At 48.0% G+C, this 15,725-nt stretch carries 14 protein-coding genes; 3 read left to right on the top strand and 11 right to left on the bottom strand.

All coding sequences use genetic code 11. From position 1 onward, the window contains the following. Window positions 1-10: 10 nt before the first annotated feature. The 6 genes from GNE05_RS04080 to GNE05_RS04055 form a co-directional block, all read right to left on the bottom strand. Window positions 11-1,171 (bottom strand): glycosyltransferase family 2 protein, encoded by a 1,161-nt coding sequence (locus GNE05_RS04080; RefSeq protein WP_014417152.1) that lies wholly within the window; start codon window positions 1,169-1,171, stop codon window positions 11-13. A 28-nt stretch (window positions 1,172-1,199) separates the two neighbouring features. Continuing rightward, complete coding sequence (locus GNE05_RS04075) at window positions 1,200-2,111, bottom strand: putative nucleotide-diphospho-sugar transferase (RefSeq protein WP_014417151.1); 912 nt, start codon at window positions 2,109-2,111, stop codon at window positions 1,200-1,202. A gap of 24 nt (window positions 2,112-2,135) precedes the next feature. Then, entirely contained in the window at window positions 2,136-3,104 is a 969-nt protein-coding gene (locus tag GNE05_RS04070; RefSeq protein ID WP_012117042.1) for a GDP-mannose 4,6-dehydratase, read from the bottom strand. A 6-nt stretch (window positions 3,105-3,110) separates the two neighbouring features. Beyond that, entirely contained in the window at window positions 3,111-3,875 is a 765-nt protein-coding gene (locus GNE05_RS04065) for a glucose-1-phosphate cytidylyltransferase (RefSeq protein WP_015239357.1), read from the bottom strand. Between the two features lie 215 nt (window positions 3,876-4,090). Continuing rightward, a complete protein-coding gene (locus GNE05_RS04060; protein ID WP_003155677.1) occupies window positions 4,091-6,019 on the bottom strand; it encodes a lipoteichoic acid synthase in 1,929 nt (642 codons plus the stop codon). Between the two features lie 426 nt (window positions 6,020-6,445). Then, a complete protein-coding gene (locus tag GNE05_RS04055; RefSeq protein ID WP_160182470.1) occupies window positions 6,446-9,628 on the bottom strand; it encodes a bifunctional cytochrome P450/NADPH--P450 reductase in 3,183 nt (1,060 codons plus the stop codon). A 164-nt stretch (window positions 9,629-9,792) separates the two neighbouring features. Here GNE05_RS04055 and GNE05_RS04050 point away from each other — a divergent pair, with 164 nt between their 5' ends. Beyond that, a complete protein-coding gene (locus GNE05_RS04050; RefSeq protein WP_007609950.1) occupies window positions 9,793-10,863 on the top strand; it encodes a DUF3900 domain-containing protein in 1,071 nt (356 codons plus the stop codon). Window positions 10,864-10,899: 36 nt separating this feature from the next. Here the strand turns inward: GNE05_RS04050 and GNE05_RS04045 are convergent, their stop codons facing one another. After that, window positions 10,900-12,021 (bottom strand): FAD-dependent oxidoreductase, encoded by a 1,122-nt coding sequence (locus GNE05_RS04045; protein ID WP_160183187.1) that lies wholly within the window; start codon window positions 12,019-12,021, stop codon window positions 10,900-10,902. Between the two features lie 149 nt (window positions 12,022-12,170). Here GNE05_RS04045 and GNE05_RS04040 point away from each other — a divergent pair, with 149 nt between their 5' ends. Then, entirely contained in the window at window positions 12,171-12,683 is a 513-nt protein-coding gene (locus tag GNE05_RS04040; RefSeq protein WP_007408942.1) for a MarR family winged helix-turn-helix transcriptional regulator, read from the top strand. 38 nt (window positions 12,684-12,721) lie between these two features. Here the strand turns inward: GNE05_RS04040 and GNE05_RS04035 are convergent, their stop codons facing one another. The 4 genes from GNE05_RS04035 to GNE05_RS04020 form a co-directional block, all read right to left on the bottom strand. Further along, window positions 12,722-13,366, bottom strand: coding sequence for a Bax inhibitor-1/YccA family protein (locus GNE05_RS04035; protein ID WP_160182469.1), 645 nt, complete (start codon window positions 13,364-13,366; stop codon window positions 12,722-12,724). 90 nt (window positions 13,367-13,456) lie between these two features. After that, window positions 13,457-13,759 carry an FMN riboswitch-binding regulator RibR gene (locus GNE05_RS04030; protein WP_007408940.1) on the bottom strand — a complete coding sequence of 101 codons (303 nt, stop codon included), beginning with the start codon at window positions 13,757-13,759 and terminating at the stop codon, window positions 13,457-13,459. A 29-nt stretch (window positions 13,760-13,788) separates the two neighbouring features. Then, window positions 13,789-13,962 carry a YezD family protein gene (locus tag GNE05_RS04025; protein WP_003155693.1) on the bottom strand — a complete coding sequence of 58 codons (174 nt, stop codon included), beginning with the start codon at window positions 13,960-13,962 and terminating at the stop codon, window positions 13,789-13,791. Between the two features lie 311 nt (window positions 13,963-14,273). After that, the gene (locus GNE05_RS04020) at window positions 14,274-15,140 is read right to left on the bottom strand and encodes an STAS domain-containing protein (protein WP_014417142.1); all 867 of its coding nucleotides are present in this window, start codon (window positions 15,138-15,140) and stop codon (window positions 14,274-14,276) included. A 160-nt stretch (window positions 15,141-15,300) separates the two neighbouring features. Here GNE05_RS04020 and GNE05_RS04015 point away from each other — a divergent pair, with 160 nt between their 5' ends. After that, window positions 15,301-15,663, top strand: coding sequence for a VOC family protein (locus GNE05_RS04015; RefSeq protein WP_007408938.1), 363 nt, complete (start codon window positions 15,301-15,303; stop codon window positions 15,661-15,663). The last annotated feature ends 62 nt before the right edge of the window (window positions 15,664-15,725 follow it).

Below are 15,725 nucleotides of genomic sequence, written 5' to 3'. Positions count from 1 at the left end.
CACATCCAATTTATTTAAGATCCACATGCAGTAAATCAGCAGCCAGCGCTTTGAACGCCCTTGCAAAGTGCGTGACGCCCAGCTTTTTTTCCGCTTTTGCCAAAAGCTTTCCGACCTCCGGCAGATTGAAGCTGTTCGCCGTGATCCGCGGGCTTTTCGTCTTCCAGTCCGGGTCGAGGTTGCGGTCTTTAACCGCGTGCAGCAGCTCGAGAAAAATGTGCAGCAGGCTTTCATATTTCTCATAATCAAGCAGCACTTCGATGTCTGCCATCATGCTGTTGGTTAACTCCGCGTCAAACGGGCCGTTAAACGCGAGGTGCACGTCAAGCGAATGAATGTCATTGTACTTGTCGCACATGTACGCGATATTCGCCCTGATATCATCAACGGAAGCGCAGTTGCTCGGATGCTCCTGATGGACGCTCATGATATCGCGCCGCAGCTGAAATCTCATTCCCGACTGATGAAGCCTGATGCCGAGATCATAATCTTCAAAGCCGTATCTGACAATGCCTTCATCAAACAGGCCGAGATCTGCCACGTGCTGTCTCTTGACTGACGAATTGTTCGTAATGAAAAAACGCCACGGCAGACGGTAGCCGTTCAAATCATCTCCGTATTTTTCCAAAATGCTTTTCAGCACACGGATAAAGTCGGTATCTAAATCAAAGCATTGGTCAAGAAAACTTCCGTCTCTGATGTCACCTTCTTCAAGGAGCGGCTCTTTATCGCCCGGCAGCTCTTCATACAGTTCGGCGAGTTTTTCCTTATGCTCTTTTTCAAAACGGTCATAATAAAAGCTGTAAATCCGCTTCCAGAACATACCGCATACGACAAGATCGTCCCGGTTCTCATGAGCCTTGATATGCTTCGCCACCAAATCCTTTTCGGCAAGCATGTCGCTGTCATGGAAGATCAAAATATCGCCTCTGGCATTGCGGACCGCCTGATTCCGGCCGTAAGCGATCCCTCTGTTTTCTTTAATTCTCACAAAAATCAGCGGGAAATTCGCGCTGAATGATTCAAGCATGGATAAGGTTCCGTCTTCCGAACCGTTGTCAGCCACAATCACTTCGAACGGCTCTGTGCATTCCTGTTCATTCAGGGACAGCAGGCTGTTATAAAGCCTCTCCTTGGAATTATATGCGGGAACAATGACGCTTGCCTTCACTTTTCGTTCACTTCCTGTATATGATCATTTATTTGTTATCATCCTCAGATGCAAAGCCGCTGAACTCCGGGCAGACGGCGCTGACCGTCCCGATCACCCGCTTCAGAATGTCCTGGTAAAGCTGATGGACAAACGGCAGGTCGGTCCGGTCCGTCTCATGAATCTGCCGAATGTCGCCGGCTGTAACGATCCGGTATCCGCTGAAATGATAGAAAATCAGCGGACTTCCGTCTTCGAGCACAAGACGCCCGTCCTTCCATGAAAACGTGTGGCGGCCGTAATTCCAATGGCCGATATTCACGCCGGGCGTGGTGATGTCACACACGTTCGGGAACAGGCCGGACATGTAATCCAAGTAGCCTTGATCTCCGAATTTTCCTTCGCCCGGCGCATTTTTGCATTCCTCCAGGCAGCGTTCTTTCCACCATCTGAGACAATCTGTGCCGGCACTGTCGGTTTTGAAGCTGAGAAAACCGGAATTATACCGGCCTAAAAGACGCTGCAGCATGTCGATTTCCTGTTTTTCAAATGAGGGAATGACGATATCGCCCCGTGACAGAAGCACCGAACAATCCGGCTGATTGTCAAAAATCGCGCGCGGATCAGCGAAGAAAAACAAATCGGCATCAATGTACGTGACACGTTCTAATTCCGGATGTCCGTCCAGCACGAATTCGAGAAATACCGGCTTCACCGTCCAGCAGTATTCGCTCTGATCCCTCGTCCGCTTCAGTTCAAGGAGCTCCTCATTTTCCAGTGCGGACACCTGAATCAAGGTGACATTATCCGGCCGCATTGCCTGAAGCACGTCATAGGTGTCTTGATCCATACACAAAGTAAAAATGGGGGCGTCCGCCTGAACCGCTTTCAATGAGCCGAACAAAGCGATGGCCTGATACAGCCTTCCTTTTGATAAAACTGTGCAATATGCGCTTGTCACGTCTTTCTCTCACCTCTGTTTCTGTTACTTTTGAAAAAAGGCTTTATACCATTCGATCGTTTTTTCCAATCCTTCATCAATGGTATGCGCGGGCGTCCAATTCAGAAGCTTCCTCGCCTTTTCCGCCGATAAATATTGGTGCTTGATTTCATGGCTTCCCTGGTTGAGCACTTTCGGCTTGAGGTCACTGTCCATGGCCTTAAGAATTTTTTCTACAAGCTCCAGCACCGTCAGCTGAATCTCATTGCTGAAGTTGAACGCTTCTCCCGCAAGATTGAGCTCCTCCATCTTTTCCGCCAGCAAAAGGTATGCCTCGACCGCATCCTCGATGTAAAAATAATCACGGATAAATGTGCCGTCGCTGCGGATTTCCGGCGCTTCACCGTTCAGCACGAGCTGAATCGTCTGCGGAATAATCCGGTTGAAGTTCAAATCTCCGCCGCCGTACAAGTTGCCGCAGCGCGTAATACAGACCGGAAGTCCGTACGTATTAAAATATGTGTGGCTTAACAAATCGGCACAGCTTTTTGATACGTCATACGGATGTTTGCCCTGAAGAGGCATGTTTTCATCGTACGGCAGTGTCGGCTGGTCGCCGTACGCTTTATCACTGGACGCGACGATCACCCGCTTGATGAGCGGATGCCTGCGGCACGCTTCAAGGATGTTCCATGTGCCGAGAATATTGGCTTCAAATGTGGAAATCGGATTGCGGTTTGCGACGCCGACGATCGCCTGAGCGGCTAAATGAAAGACCGTGTCAATTTCATATTCGCCCAGCGCCCGCTCAATCACATCCAGATCTTCAAGCGCGCCCTGCACGATATTCATTTGCTTCACTTGTTCTCCCTGATACAGGTTCGACTTGGGCACAGTGTCACGGACAAGTCCCGTCACATTTGCCCCCTGATCGATCAGTTCCTTCACCAAGCAGCTTCCTAAAAGACCTGTACATCCCGTCACAAACACATTTTTATTTTTCCAGAAACTCAAACTTGATCACCATACCTTCCATACATGTTGTCCCCGGTCCCACATCTTGTTGATTTCCAGCAGGTTTTTATACGTATCGATCGCCGTCCAGAAACCGTAATGCCGGTATACCGCCAATTCGCCGTCTTTCGCCAGCTCCTTCAGCGGTTCTTCTTCAAACATGACATCCCTGTCTTTCGGCAGATAATCAAATACCTTCGGGCTGAGCACGAAAAATCCGCCGTTGATGATGCCGTCACTTGAGGTTTTTTCAGAAAAGCTTTTCGCCATACCGTCTTCAACCGTCAGCGTTCCGAATTGCGAGGTCTTTTCTATACCGGTGACGGTCACCGCAGCCCCTTTTGATTGATGATAGCTGATCAGATGAAACAGGTTGATGTTGGCCAGTCCGTCCCCGTACGTCATAAGAAAGGTTTCATCACCGATGATGTCCTTCGCCTGTAAAAGCCGCCCCGCTGTCTGCGTGTGTTCCCCCGTGTCTAAAAAAGTGATTTTCCACGGCTCGGATTTTCCCAATATCCGCACTTCTCCGGTAGAGCTGTCCAGCGTCATGCTGTGATTCTTCCAGTCATAATCTAAGAAATATTCCTTAATCATCTCTCCTTTGAAACCAAGAAGCAGGATAAATTCGTTCACGCCATAGTATTGATAGAGTTTCATAATATGCCATAGAATCGGTTTGCCGCCTATCATGGCGAGCGGTTTGGGACGTTCATTGGTGATTTCGCTCATTCTCGTTCCTTTTCCGCCGCAGAGAATGACTGCTTTCATCTCTACCCCTCTTCTCTGTGAATATTGGATTCGAAACCGCCCGTATAAGAGAAACCAACCCGATAATTTGTCCGATTCTCTATCACCGGTTTCAAAATCTACTGTAAGATATGAGAGATTGGCGCCCTTTGTGACCAAAAGCTCTCTCTTTTTTCAGATTGGTGAAGATACACACAAAAAAAGAGCCTTACGGAAATTCCGTAAGGCTCTTTCTATTATTTATTATCCTGATTCAGCTTTTCTTTGCCGTAATGATATTTAGACGGATCAACCGGCGTAAAGTCGCTCAATTTGTGGAATCTGAGCAAGTCTTTGTACATCACGCTGTCAGACAGCTTCAGCTGCTCTGTGACTCTGGCTTTCAGGTTTTTCGTTTCCTGATTGCCTTTCAGTTCTTTTCCTGTCTTCGTATCGTATACGACATTGGAAATGGAAGTATATTTCGGCGTGACGTAATCTCCGTTACGGAACGTCACCGTATCATCATGGTCTTTCGAGAAGAGATCGGTGCCGAAATTAATATATTTCTTAGAATCGATGCCTTCCAAGTGAAGGATCGTCGGCACAACGTCCATTTCACCGCCGTACGTATGGTTCACCCCGCCTTTTTTGCCGGGGATGCGAAGCATAAGCGGCACACGCTGATTCTGCGCGTTTTGATAAGGCGTAATTTCTTTGCCGAGAATTTCTTTCATCGCGCGGTTATGGTTTTCAGAGATTCCGTAGTGGTCTCCGTAAAGCATAATCACCGAGTTGTCATATAAACCGGATGACTTCAGGTCTTTAAAGAACTGTTCAAGCGCCTCGTCGAGATAACGCGCCGTCTGGAAATAGTCATCCACAGTCGCGTCGCCCGTTTTCGCTTTTTCGATCGTTGCGTCTTTTTCATCAAGCGTAAACGGATAATGGTTCGTCAGCGTGAGCAAATGCGCGTAGAACGGCTGTTTCAGCGATTGAAGCTTCGGAATGGATTCTTTGAAGAATGGTTTATCCTTCAGTCCCATATTGACAAGGTTGTCATCAGACATATCGTATGTGCTGGCGTCAAAGAATTTATCGTAGCCGATATGTTTGTAAATCTGGTCACGGTTCCAGAATGATTTGTAGTCACCGTGTAAAACGGCGCTTGTATAGCCCTCACTTTGGTCAAGGATGGCAGGAAGCGATTGATACGTGTTTTCCCCTTTTGTCACGAAGGCTGACCCTTCAGGCAGTCCGAACAGGCTGTTATCCATCATCAGCTCGGCGTCAGATGTTTTACCTTGGCCCGTTTGGTGGAAAAAGTTATCAAAGTACGTCATGTCCTCTCCGCCGCGGGCGAGTTTATTCAGGAACGGCGTGACTTCTTTTCCGTCAAGTTTGTAGTTGATCAAAAACGATTGGAAGCTCTCCAAGTGAATCTTAATGATGTTTTTGCCTTTGGCCTTGCCGAAATACTCGGCGTTCGGCTTCGCATAATGCGACGATGTGTAGTTTTCAACGCTCGTCAGGTCATCGCTGCTGGCATATGCCCGCTGGGATTCCGTCTGCGCCGTCTGTACGCCGTCATAAATCGTGTAATTATAAAGGCCTAAGTATTTTACAATGTAATTGCGGTCAAACGTTCTTGTCAGCAGCTCCGGGCGGTCCTCTTCGGCAATCGCCAGGTTCACGAAGAACAAAACAATACCCGTCACGATAATTAATGACGTATACCGTTTTTTCAGCTTGAATTCCTTCAGCTCACGTCTCCACACCAGAAGCGCGATTAAAATAATAATATCAACAAAGTATAAAATATCATGGCCGGACATAATGCTGAAGATGCCGTCTCCCATATTTCCCACATTACCGGATTGCTTTAAGTTCGGGAATGTCAAGAAATCATCGAAGAATCGATAGAATAGGATATTTGCATACAAAATAAACGTCATGATGAAATCAATAATCACCATGATAATCGCTGATTTGCGGCCTTTCGCAAACAATGCCAGTCCTAAAAAGAAAATGGCGCTTGAGAACGGATTGATCACAAGCAGAAACTGCTGCGTCGGACCCTTCACCCCAAGGTTGAATTCAGCATGATAGGCTAAATACGTTTTGGCCCAAAACAAAATAATAGCCAGTACAAAAAAACTAAGTCTGTAAGAAAATAATTTCTTCATGGCAACCTCTACTTTCCTAAACACTTTAAATCTGTATTCTTACTTTTTGCTTCAATTCCTGCTTTCCGAGCAAAACGAAAGCATCACACAGCCCCATAAACACACCATTTAAAAAAACGATATATTTATCATTCGTGTCATGCCCATTGAACATCTTATCCCGCCAGCCATTAGACGCAGGATATCCGTTCTTCGTTTCACATTTTTTTCTGGCATTAAAAGGTACCGTATCAGACCCGGTCTGAAAATAGGAGATACCAAATATAAGAATAACACAAACTTCTAAAAACGAAAAATGAATATCAAAGACAGCCGCCCAACAGGCGGGCTGAAGTTATTGTATGCAAAGGGGTTAAAAAACTTGAAGGTTTTTTTGGCTGATGTAAAAAAAGGACTGGAGTCATCCAGTCCTTTACATCAAATCGGTCAAATCCCCGCCCAAACATCTTTTGCGTAAATGCCTTTTGTCTGGAGGTCCAAAAGCCATTCTTGCGCTTGCCGTTCGTCTGTTTCGTGGACCGACTGATACGCTTTTTGCAGCGTTGCCTCTACATCGGGCGCCATTTTGCTGCCGTCGCCGCATACGTAGAGGTGCCCTCCCCGGCCGAGGATGGAAATTAAAGCGCCGGCGTCTTTCGCCATTAAGTGCTGCACATACGTTTTCGGTACGCCTTCTTTGCGGGAGAAAGCCGTATGAAGCGTCACGATTCCGTCTTTTTCATAAGCTTCAAGCTCGTCACGGTAAATAAAATCATGATCGTTTCTGCATCCGAAATACAGATGAGCCTCCCCCAGCTCTTTTCCTTCTTTTTTTAACGCCGCCCGGGCCTGCAGAAATCCGCGGAACGGGGCGACTCCTGTGCCGGGACCGACCATAATAATCGGTTTTTCCGGATCTTCCGGCAGCCGGAATCGTGTTTCCGGAGTGCGGACAAACATCACGATACCATCCTCAGGGCCGCGGTCCGCTAAATAATTCGAAGCGACTCCGCGATACTCACCCAAACCGCTCCGGGCGGGGCCGCGAACGACGCCGACGGTAATTGAAGCCTGCCCGGGATGTTTCCGGGGCGAACTTGAAATCGAATAATACCGCGGCTTCAACGGGCGCAAAAGCTCCAGAAATCGCTCAAACGGAAGTTCACACGCTTCATATTTTTCAAGGAGATCGAGCATCGAGACGCGCGATGTTAAGATTTGCTCCTGATAGACGCCCTCCTCAAGAAAATCTTCCAATTCCCGTTTGTGCGGCGGGCAGACCGTATAAGCGGCCATTTCCCGGATTTGAGCCCTTGATGCCGCTTCCTGCAATTCGACACAGCTGCTCAGAAGATCATGCAGTCTGACCGGCCGATCGAGCGGGAGATGAGCCGCGCTCTGTCCGCTGGCCGTCAGCAGCACTTGATCATTCCCGTTCAGATTGAACCGGCGGAGAACACGGCTGACCTGCTCTTTGCTGTTTACCGGCAGCACGCCGAGATGATCCCCTTCATGATAGGCAGCCTCTTTCGGCAGAGTGATTTCGATATGCCTTGTGCTCCGACCGCTTTCCGGCGCCTGAAGTTCCCTGTTTTCCGCAACGGATGCGTAAACCGCTTCATACGTCTGTGCCAAAGGAGACCCGCCAAGCCCGCTGACAAATTGAAGGCCCAGCGCACTTCGCTCTTTTTCGGCATTTTCATTCAGCTTGAGACCGAATGCCTTCATGGCGTCCGTCCACATGCTTTTTTTCCATTCATCAAGCTTTCCTTCAAAATCGCCGCTGACGTCCCCCTCGCCCCGGGAGGAAAAGCGTTCCGCCCCTTTTTCGGCAAGCTTCTCATCAATAAGCCTCGGTACAGCCTGATATGTCGCCGCCCAGTTATGATCACCGCAGCCGAAGACGGCATATCGGACGCCTTCCAGTTCCCCGGGTTTGACTTCTTCAAGCCATTGAACGAATTGTCCCGCGTTGCTCGGAGGCTTTCCGTTATAAGAGGACGTAATGATCAAGAGAGCTCCTTCTTTCGGCAGTTTTCCGATCCGGTCATTTAAAGGCGCCGTTTCAGTCCGGACGCCGTGCATCCCGGCAGTATCGGCAAGCTCCCGCGCCACGCCTTCTGCGGTTCCCGTATCTGAGCCGTACAGAATCAGAAGCGGTCGGTTATCAAGCCCGATAATGGATGCGCCTTTTGTTTCCCGTTTTTCTTTTCCGACGTCTTCCGCCGCTTTTTCAGCCGCCGGGAGAGCAGCCGCAACGTCTCCTTTGTTTCGCGGCCGCACCCGGATATGAAAATCGTTGGGCTTGATCGTTAGTGTCTGTTTAATATCGAGCTCATAATCGGTGTGATCGATAAAAGTAAAATGCTGCAGAATCATCCCCAGAACAAGAGTTGCTTCATGCAGGGCGAACTGCATACCGATACACGCCCTCTGACCGTTTCCGAACGGCTTATACGCATGGTGAGGCACTTGATCAGGATGTTCAAACCGCTCCGGATAAAATTCCTCCGCATTGTCTCCCCACGCGTCTTTATCACGGTGAAGCTGGGGAATTAAGACGGAAATTCTGTCTTTCGGCGTGATCGGATATTTCCCGCCGATCACCGTATCCTCTTTCGCATAAAGGCTGAACGCAGGCGCGGTCGGCCATAAGCGCAATGACTCCTGCAAAATCATTCGGATATAACTAAGCTCCAGTACTTGTTTATAAGAAGGAACGGGATCGGTCAAAACCCGATCGGCTTCTTCATAGGCTTTTTCCAAAACACGGGGATGTTTCAGCAGAAAATAGATGGCAAAAGAAAGCAGGCCGCTGGTCGTTTCGTGGCCGGCAATTAAAAACGTGATGATTTGGTACCGGATATTTTCATCATCAAGTTTTTCGCCCGTTTCCGGGTCTTCCACATTCAGCATTCTGGCCAGCAGATCCTTTTCATCCCGGCCGCCTGACCGGCGCTCTGCGATAATACTGTCTACTAACGAAAACATCGCCTGAATGTCATGATGAAATTGGCGCTTCGTCCTGATCATAAGCTTATCCTGAACATCAAGGCGCTGCATTTGGTGCATCGCTTCATCAAGGGCGCGCACCATGCTGTTGATAAACGGATGGGGCGTTTCCCTGTAATAGCTGTTAAACCGATAGTTAAAGCCGCAAAGCCCGATCGTATCGAGCGTCAGGCGGGTCATATCAGCAGGCACATCAACGGCCTCATCCGGGTTCAGCCTAGCCCATTTTTGAATCAGCTGCACCGCGATATCAGTCATCATCGAATGATAATCTTTCATCGCGCGCTGGCTGAAGGTCGGCATCAGAATATGATGCGCCTTTCGCCAGTTAGGCTCATGCGTCCAGCTTGTAAACAGCCCGTCACCGGAAAACGCCCGGACTTTCTCCAAAGCCCCTTCAATGCTTTTATCGAACCGCTCTTCATCACAAACCTCTTTCACCAGTTCATGGCCGGACACGACGATAATGGCGCCCGCCGGGGTATGCAGCTGAAAAATAGGCCCCTGCTCGTTTGCCAGTTTGATCAGCGACATTGTAGGCTTGTCTTTATCAAGCAAAGGAAGATTGCCGAGCGGGCCGAATGTCTTCGGCTGCGGAATCGGACCTGTTTCCTTCATGAATAACACCCTTTCTAACACGTTGATGCGTTCCTTCCAACTACATTGCCCTTTTCACCGGCCGATTATCCGCCGTCACGGATCAATCATCGGATTGACGATCGATAACGGTTTTTTCTATACTGGAGAGGCTTGTTAAATACAGAAATAAGGTGAGTTCACATATGGATTTTGAAATCAAGTTTTTATCGTTTTATGTCATTCAAGTGGAAGGAAAAGACGAACAGGCAAACAAACAGTTCAAACATTTCCAGACCCTTGACACGGAAGAATTTGAAGAAAGCGAGCTGAAGGATTTTCTTGACGGGGAATTGAAGAAAATCGTCAAACGGAAAGCCGAACGGCATCCGCAATCCGAGCAGGTCCCCACAAAAATCGGCCATTTTATCACGGAGCCGGGCCATGAGCTTGATTCAAATCCGAATTACAACCTTTTCAACCGCGCCAGACTTGCGGATACGAAGGAAGCATTTATCGAAGCAAGCGAGCAGTTCGTCCGCACTTACCTTGACACGAGCGCCGTGCGCGGCGGTGTTTTTATCGTGGCATCGGCCGTTCCGCGCAAGTATTTTGAAGACAAATTCGTCTTTATGATGAAATGCGATTTCGAGCCGAAGGTGGCCCGCATCTCAGACGCCTCGTCTCTCATTAAAAAGGTCGAAATGGCCATCACGACAAAAAACATGAAAAGCATTCAATATCCGTATATGCCGGAAGAAGGCATGACGGAAGAGCATGAGCTGAAAATCCATCAGGCCTCGCACGCCCGTTATTTCGAAGATTTTCTCAAATTTGTCGAATACGGCGAATCGATGCCGGAAATCATGAAAAGCCAAGTCATGAACATGGTGCAGGAACACGTGTATGAAACGTTTGAAGAAAACAGCGAAGAGCTTCAGCAGTTTGAGCACGACATTGAAATTTGGGAAGCGAGTGAAAAGCGGGAAATTCAGGAGCGCCTCGACACCCATCAAGTCATCGAGGCATCCGCGCAGATCATTGAACACACGCCGGAAGCCGAGCTGAAAATGAAAGTCGGAGAAACAGAGATTAAAGGATTACTGGCTGATTTCGGCGAATCCATCCATCTCGCAAAAGTGAACGGGCGCTATGTCGCGCTCATTGAGGCGGAGACGATCTCGTTTGAAAAAGGCAGTTCGCCGGTGGAGTTTCACAAGCCTGAGGGGCTGCATGAGGTGATTGAACGGATACGGAATAAATCTGAACAAGACTGACAAAAGTCCAGACGCCATGTTCTGGACTTTCTTGATTTAATAGGGCTCTTTGAGCAATCGATAGCATTCCCTCATGATGTCCTGGACGCCGGGCGTTCCCTTTATCTCGCGGCGGACGATTTCAGATGAGAGATTCTGCACCTGTAAAGCCCGCTCCGCCCGTCTTTCGAAGTATGCTTGACATGCAGTTTCATGGTTTTTGTGCTTTTGCAGTTCCTCACTAAGCACGATCGCGTCTTCAATCGCCATCGCCGCTCCCTGCGCCAATGTCGGCGCTCCTGCATGGACGGCATCCCCGCCCAGAACGACGCGGCCTCTGTGCCACGGTTCTTTAACCGCCATCTGCTCAATCTTATGAAACAAAACGGGATATTCCTTTGACATATTCTCTGTCACAAACTTTACTCCCGGAATTCCGCGCAGCAAGTCTTTCACCCGTTCAAAACGCGTGTCCTCGTCATCCCTGAAGTCAGCGTCATACGGCCGGATGATAAATACGTATCCTGTTTTTTCAGAGAGCGGCACGACTCCGACCTGCGTCTGCCCTTTTTTATACATCAGTGTCGAATCATGAAATATCGGCTCGGGAAAAGAAATGTAAAATCTGTGCGCTCCCATGCCGAGATACTCTGTTTTCACTTCTCTTTGCAGCATTTGATCGCGGACAGCGGAGCGGATGCCGTCAAAGCCGGCGAGGATGTCAGCCGTCATCGCGGTTCCGTCTGCACAATGCACCGTTATTTCATCTGCCGTTTCTTCGTAAGACACGACTTTTTTACCGGGCAGAATCGTGACCCCCGCCGCTTCAGCATGCTTTTTGAGGATATCGTTTAACGTTTGCCGCAATATATTATTCCGCCCCGGCAATGAATCATCTAAAAACGCCTCACTCACTTTAAACTGCAGCGTTCCGTTTTCATCATACTGCTTCAGCCATTCCGTTTGAAAGCCGTGTTGACAGCATTCATCATACACACCGATTTCCTGCAGCACCCGCAGCGCATTTTGAGGCTGGAGAATGCCCGCTCCGCTTTTTCGCATGCCGGACGCCGCCTCGCAAAGGGTCACTTCAAAACCGGCTCTGCCGAGAGAAATCGCTGCGGACAGGCCGCCGATCCCTCCGCCCGCTATGATGATCTTTTTCACTTCATGGTTCATCACGATACCGCCTTCTCTATTTATTTATTATTCATTAACTATTAGCCACCTTACTATATAGGCTGAAAAACTGTCAATCTTTATAGGTTGCCTTTTGAATCCGGCAAGCTTATACTTTGAATCACTAAAATGGTACGGAGGCTTACAAAATGGAGTTGAGACATTTGCCGGATTACTCGCAGATTGCCGGACGCGCTGAGATTTACGCCGATATGGATGCTGAATCATTGAAAACATTTTTGACGTTATTTGATATGTCTAAAAAAATGAACCAGGTCATGGAGCATTATTTCTCAAGTCACGGATTGTCCGAAGGGAAATTCAAAATTTTAATGTTTCTGTTTGACGCACCCGGACACAGCCTGAGTCCGACGGAGCTGGCGAAAAAATCCAATGTCACCAAAGCGACCATCACCGGATTGATCGACGGACTCGCACGGGACGGCTTTGTAAACCGCAGCCGGCATACCGGCGACAGACGAAAAATCAGCATCGAACTCACAAAAGAAGGAAAAGAAAAGCTGATGCTGTTTCTTCCCGGCCACTTCTCCAATATTTCAGGAGTCATGGAAAGCTTCACCGCTGAACAAAAAGCGGAATTGACAAAAATGCTTGAAGTATTATTTGATAAGCTTCTGCTGTTTTCCGGCGGCAGAACATAAAAAGGCGCCCCTCTCAGCAGGGCGCCTTTTTCGCGCGGTTAATCATCACTGTTTAAAATCCCGAAAAACCGAAGCAGGTTGATAAACAGGTTAATAAAGTCGATATAAAGCGTCAATGCCATCAAAGGAATCAGGTCAGCCGTGATGTCCCGGTGCTTGATCTGGTTCAGATCGTATAAGATGTACATTGAAAACACAATCGTTCCGATGATGGAATACGCCATCATGGCGGCGGAATTCAGCGGGCTGAAAATATTAAAGATCCCCACTGCGAGAAGCGCGATAACAGCGACAAGCAAGAAGGACCATAAAAACGACAAGTCCTTTTTCGTCTTAGCGCCGATCGTACCGAGCACCGCAAAAATCACAAACGAAGAACCGAATGCCTCCAATACGACATAGGCCCCCGCTGCGGACGCATAATGGCTGATAATCGGAAACAGCGTCATTCCGGAAATGAAAGCGAATGAAAAGACAAACACATATCCGACGGCTTTTTTTCGGCGCAGCCAAAACGCGGCGATGATCATGACGACCTCTAAGATCGACAGCGGCAGCATCAATGCCGGCGGAATGAACTGGCCCGTATACAGGCCGATTGTCGCAACTAACAGTGTAAACACAAATACCGTTATAATGCGCTGCATAATAGATTGTTTGCTCTCATAAGCAGCAGTTTGCATGTCAAAAGTCCTCCCAAAAAATGATCGTGATAGGTCTATTATAAATAAAATGGGAGAAATTTGCATGATTTTAAGAAGATTTTAAGGATATCAGGCCTGACGTTTTGCTGCGCATTCCTGCATATCCATGAAATCATGCAGTTTTTTCGTCAATCCGCCGTGCCCGAATCGGATATTCCCCTTCTGCCCCGGCGTTTTCGCGAAATCGAGAAATGCCAGCACATAAAGACGCCTGACGGGAATCGGAATGACGCCCGCATCATAAAACCAGCCGTCAATTGTATTGAGCACGCCTTTGTTAATGCCGTATTGCTTCGTGCACCAATGCAGAAAGCGCACTTCGGGCAGGTGCAGATACCGGCTCTCACGGAAAGGAACAGTTGAATGCTTCATATGTACCGCCTCCTGTCATTGGGTGTTTTTTAAGATTGTTTTACTTCTTTGCTCTTCAGGGAAAATCGATATTTCTCCACCTTATCAATTTGTGTCACTTGGGAATTATGAACCGTAATCTGAACTGTCCCGAAATCGAGCGTTTCCAGCGCGCTGATAATCTTTTCGATCACATGCGGATCTACGTTTCCTTTGGACGTCATCATGCTCCCCCTTTATGTCTGGCCGTTCGTCTTTTGACAATGAGCGTTTTAATTCATACTATTCTGATAAGAAATATATAATTATACTATTATGTTTTCATTCAGAAATCAATAACATTTACACAATTTTTGGATATGTTTTCTTTGCGAAAACTTTCACTTCCTTCGCTTTGATATAAACCGTGTCGCCGACGCCCGCCCCCAAGGCGTCATATTGCTCTTTTTAAGAACGCAATCTTCCGTTCCGACATATTTACATTGTTTTCCGCTGACAAAAAAAGCGCTCCGCCTCTGGCCGGAGCACCTTTTTTCTATGCTTTTGCTTCCTCGATCACACATGTGACACCCATGCTGGCGAGCGCCTGCTCCAGGGAGCCGTAAGTTTGATACTCTGAAAAATCAAGCCCTAATTGGATAGAAGTCTGTGCCACATCAGGCCGAATGCCGGAAAACACGGTTCTGATGCCGAGGAGAAATAACGTTTTCGACAGCATATACAATTGCTGCGCCACCATCGTATCGACAATGGGCACACCGGACAGATCGATCACAAGGTTTGTGATCCGTTTGGCGACACAGTTTTCCGGCACCGTCTCCAAAATCACGCGCGCCCGTCTCGTATCAATCGATCCGATGAGCGGCAGAGTGCCGATCGTATCCGCGATCAAAATAACCGGACAGCTCAATTCGGAAATAAGCTCCTGCTGAGATGACAGCCTTGCGATCATTAATGTCTGAAACTGTTCAGTAAAATCCGTCATCAGCTGATCAAACGAGCTGTTGACAAGGTGATTCCAGCGGCGGGCATCCTCGTTTGTTACGATGTCCTGATGCTCATCCATAAAACGGGTGACCGCCTCCCAAAAGACGGTTCTTGAATTGCCGATCGCCTCAACGACCTCATGAACCTCCGCGTCCTGCTCCACTCTGCTTTTCGCTACCTGTGCGGCCCATTTTTCTTTGTTATGCTGAAAAACGGCCGGATCTTCCAAAAAAGCGCTTGCGATGACCGTGTTTGTAAAGGTATGCTGCTCGATCAGCAGCCGTTTCATTTCCTCACTTAATTGATCCGCAGAATAAAAACGCCCTCTCAGCTTCCGTCTCAGCTTGAGCCATTTTTCCGTCAGCTCTGCCGAATGTGTAATAATATAATCATGAAGTAACTGGTCTTTGTTCACTGCCGTCTCCTCTTTCAAGAATATGTACTTTTGTCTAAATTATAAATCGGAATCGCCGATCGCACTAGAGAAATTAAAAAAACCTGCACATTAAAGCTTTTGATTGCTTTTTTCGGCAGGAGGATACACTATAAAAGAAATGAAACAGGAGGTCAGTATGATGATCAAAAAAATCGCGACAGTCGCCGTATACACTGATGATCAGCAAAAAGCGAAAACATTCTGGACGGAAAAAGCGGGGTTTGAAACCGTCGCCGAGCATCCGATGGGCCCGGGCGCCTTCTGGCTTGAGGTAGCGCCCAAAGGAGCCGCCACTCATTTGGTTATTTATCCGAAATCGATGATGAAAGGCGCCGAGCATATGAAGGCTTCTATCGTATTTGAGTGTGAAGATGTCTTTGCCGCATACGAACAGATGAAAAAGAACGGCATCACCTTTTTAGATGAACCGAAACAAATGGAATGGGGCAGCTTCGTGCAATTTAAAGATGAGGATGGTCATGTCTTTCTCCTGAAATCGTAATCCGTCAGGCATCTTAATTGACTTTGAGAATCATTTTCATTTAAAATGTTGGATAAAGCGTG

It is taken from the genome of Bacillus sp. AM1(2019) (assembly GCF_009906915.1).
Classification (GTDB): Bacteria; Bacillota; Bacilli; order Bacillales; family Bacillaceae; genus Bacillus; species Bacillus velezensis.
The sequence above is the reverse complement of the archived record's forward strand: the minus strand, read 5'-3'. Positions and strand labels throughout refer to the sequence as shown.

Bases quoted from the DNA above. Each gene is read 5' to 3' on its own strand.
- GNE05_RS04065 (WP_015239357.1), bottom strand. From the start codon at position 3,875: ATGAAAGCAGTCATTCTCTGCGGCGGAAAAGGAACGAGAATGAGCGAA.
- GNE05_RS04060 (WP_003155677.1), bottom strand. From the start codon at position 6,019: ATGAAGAAATTATTTTCTTACAGACTTAGTTTTTTTGTACTGGCTATT.
- GNE05_RS04055 (WP_160182470.1), bottom strand. From the start codon at position 9,628: ATGAAGGAAACAGGTCCGATTCCGCAGCCGAAGACATTCGGCCCGCTC.
- GNE05_RS04050 (WP_007609950.1), top strand. From the start codon at position 9,793: ATGGATTTTGAAATCAAGTTTTTATCGTTTTATGTCATTCAAGTGGAA.
- GNE05_RS04045 (WP_160183187.1), bottom strand. From the start codon at position 12,021: ATGAACCATGAAGTGAAAAAGATCATCATAGCGGGCGGAGGGATCGGC.
- GNE05_RS04040 (WP_007408942.1), top strand. From the start codon at position 12,171: ATGGAGTTGAGACATTTGCCGGATTACTCGCAGATTGCCGGACGCGCT.
- GNE05_RS04035 (WP_160182469.1), bottom strand. From the start codon at position 13,366: ATGCAAACTGCTGCTTATGAGAGCAAACAATCTATTATGCAGCGCATT.
- GNE05_RS04030 (WP_007408940.1), bottom strand. From the start codon at position 13,759: ATGAAGCATTCAACTGTTCCTTTCCGTGAGAGCCGGTATCTGCACCTG.
- GNE05_RS04025 (WP_003155693.1), bottom strand. From the start codon at position 13,962: ATGACGTCCAAAGGAAACGTAGATCCGCATGTGATCGAAAAGATTATC.
- GNE05_RS04015 (WP_007408938.1), top strand. From the start codon at position 15,301: ATGATCAAAAAAATCGCGACAGTCGCCGTATACACTGATGATCAGCAA.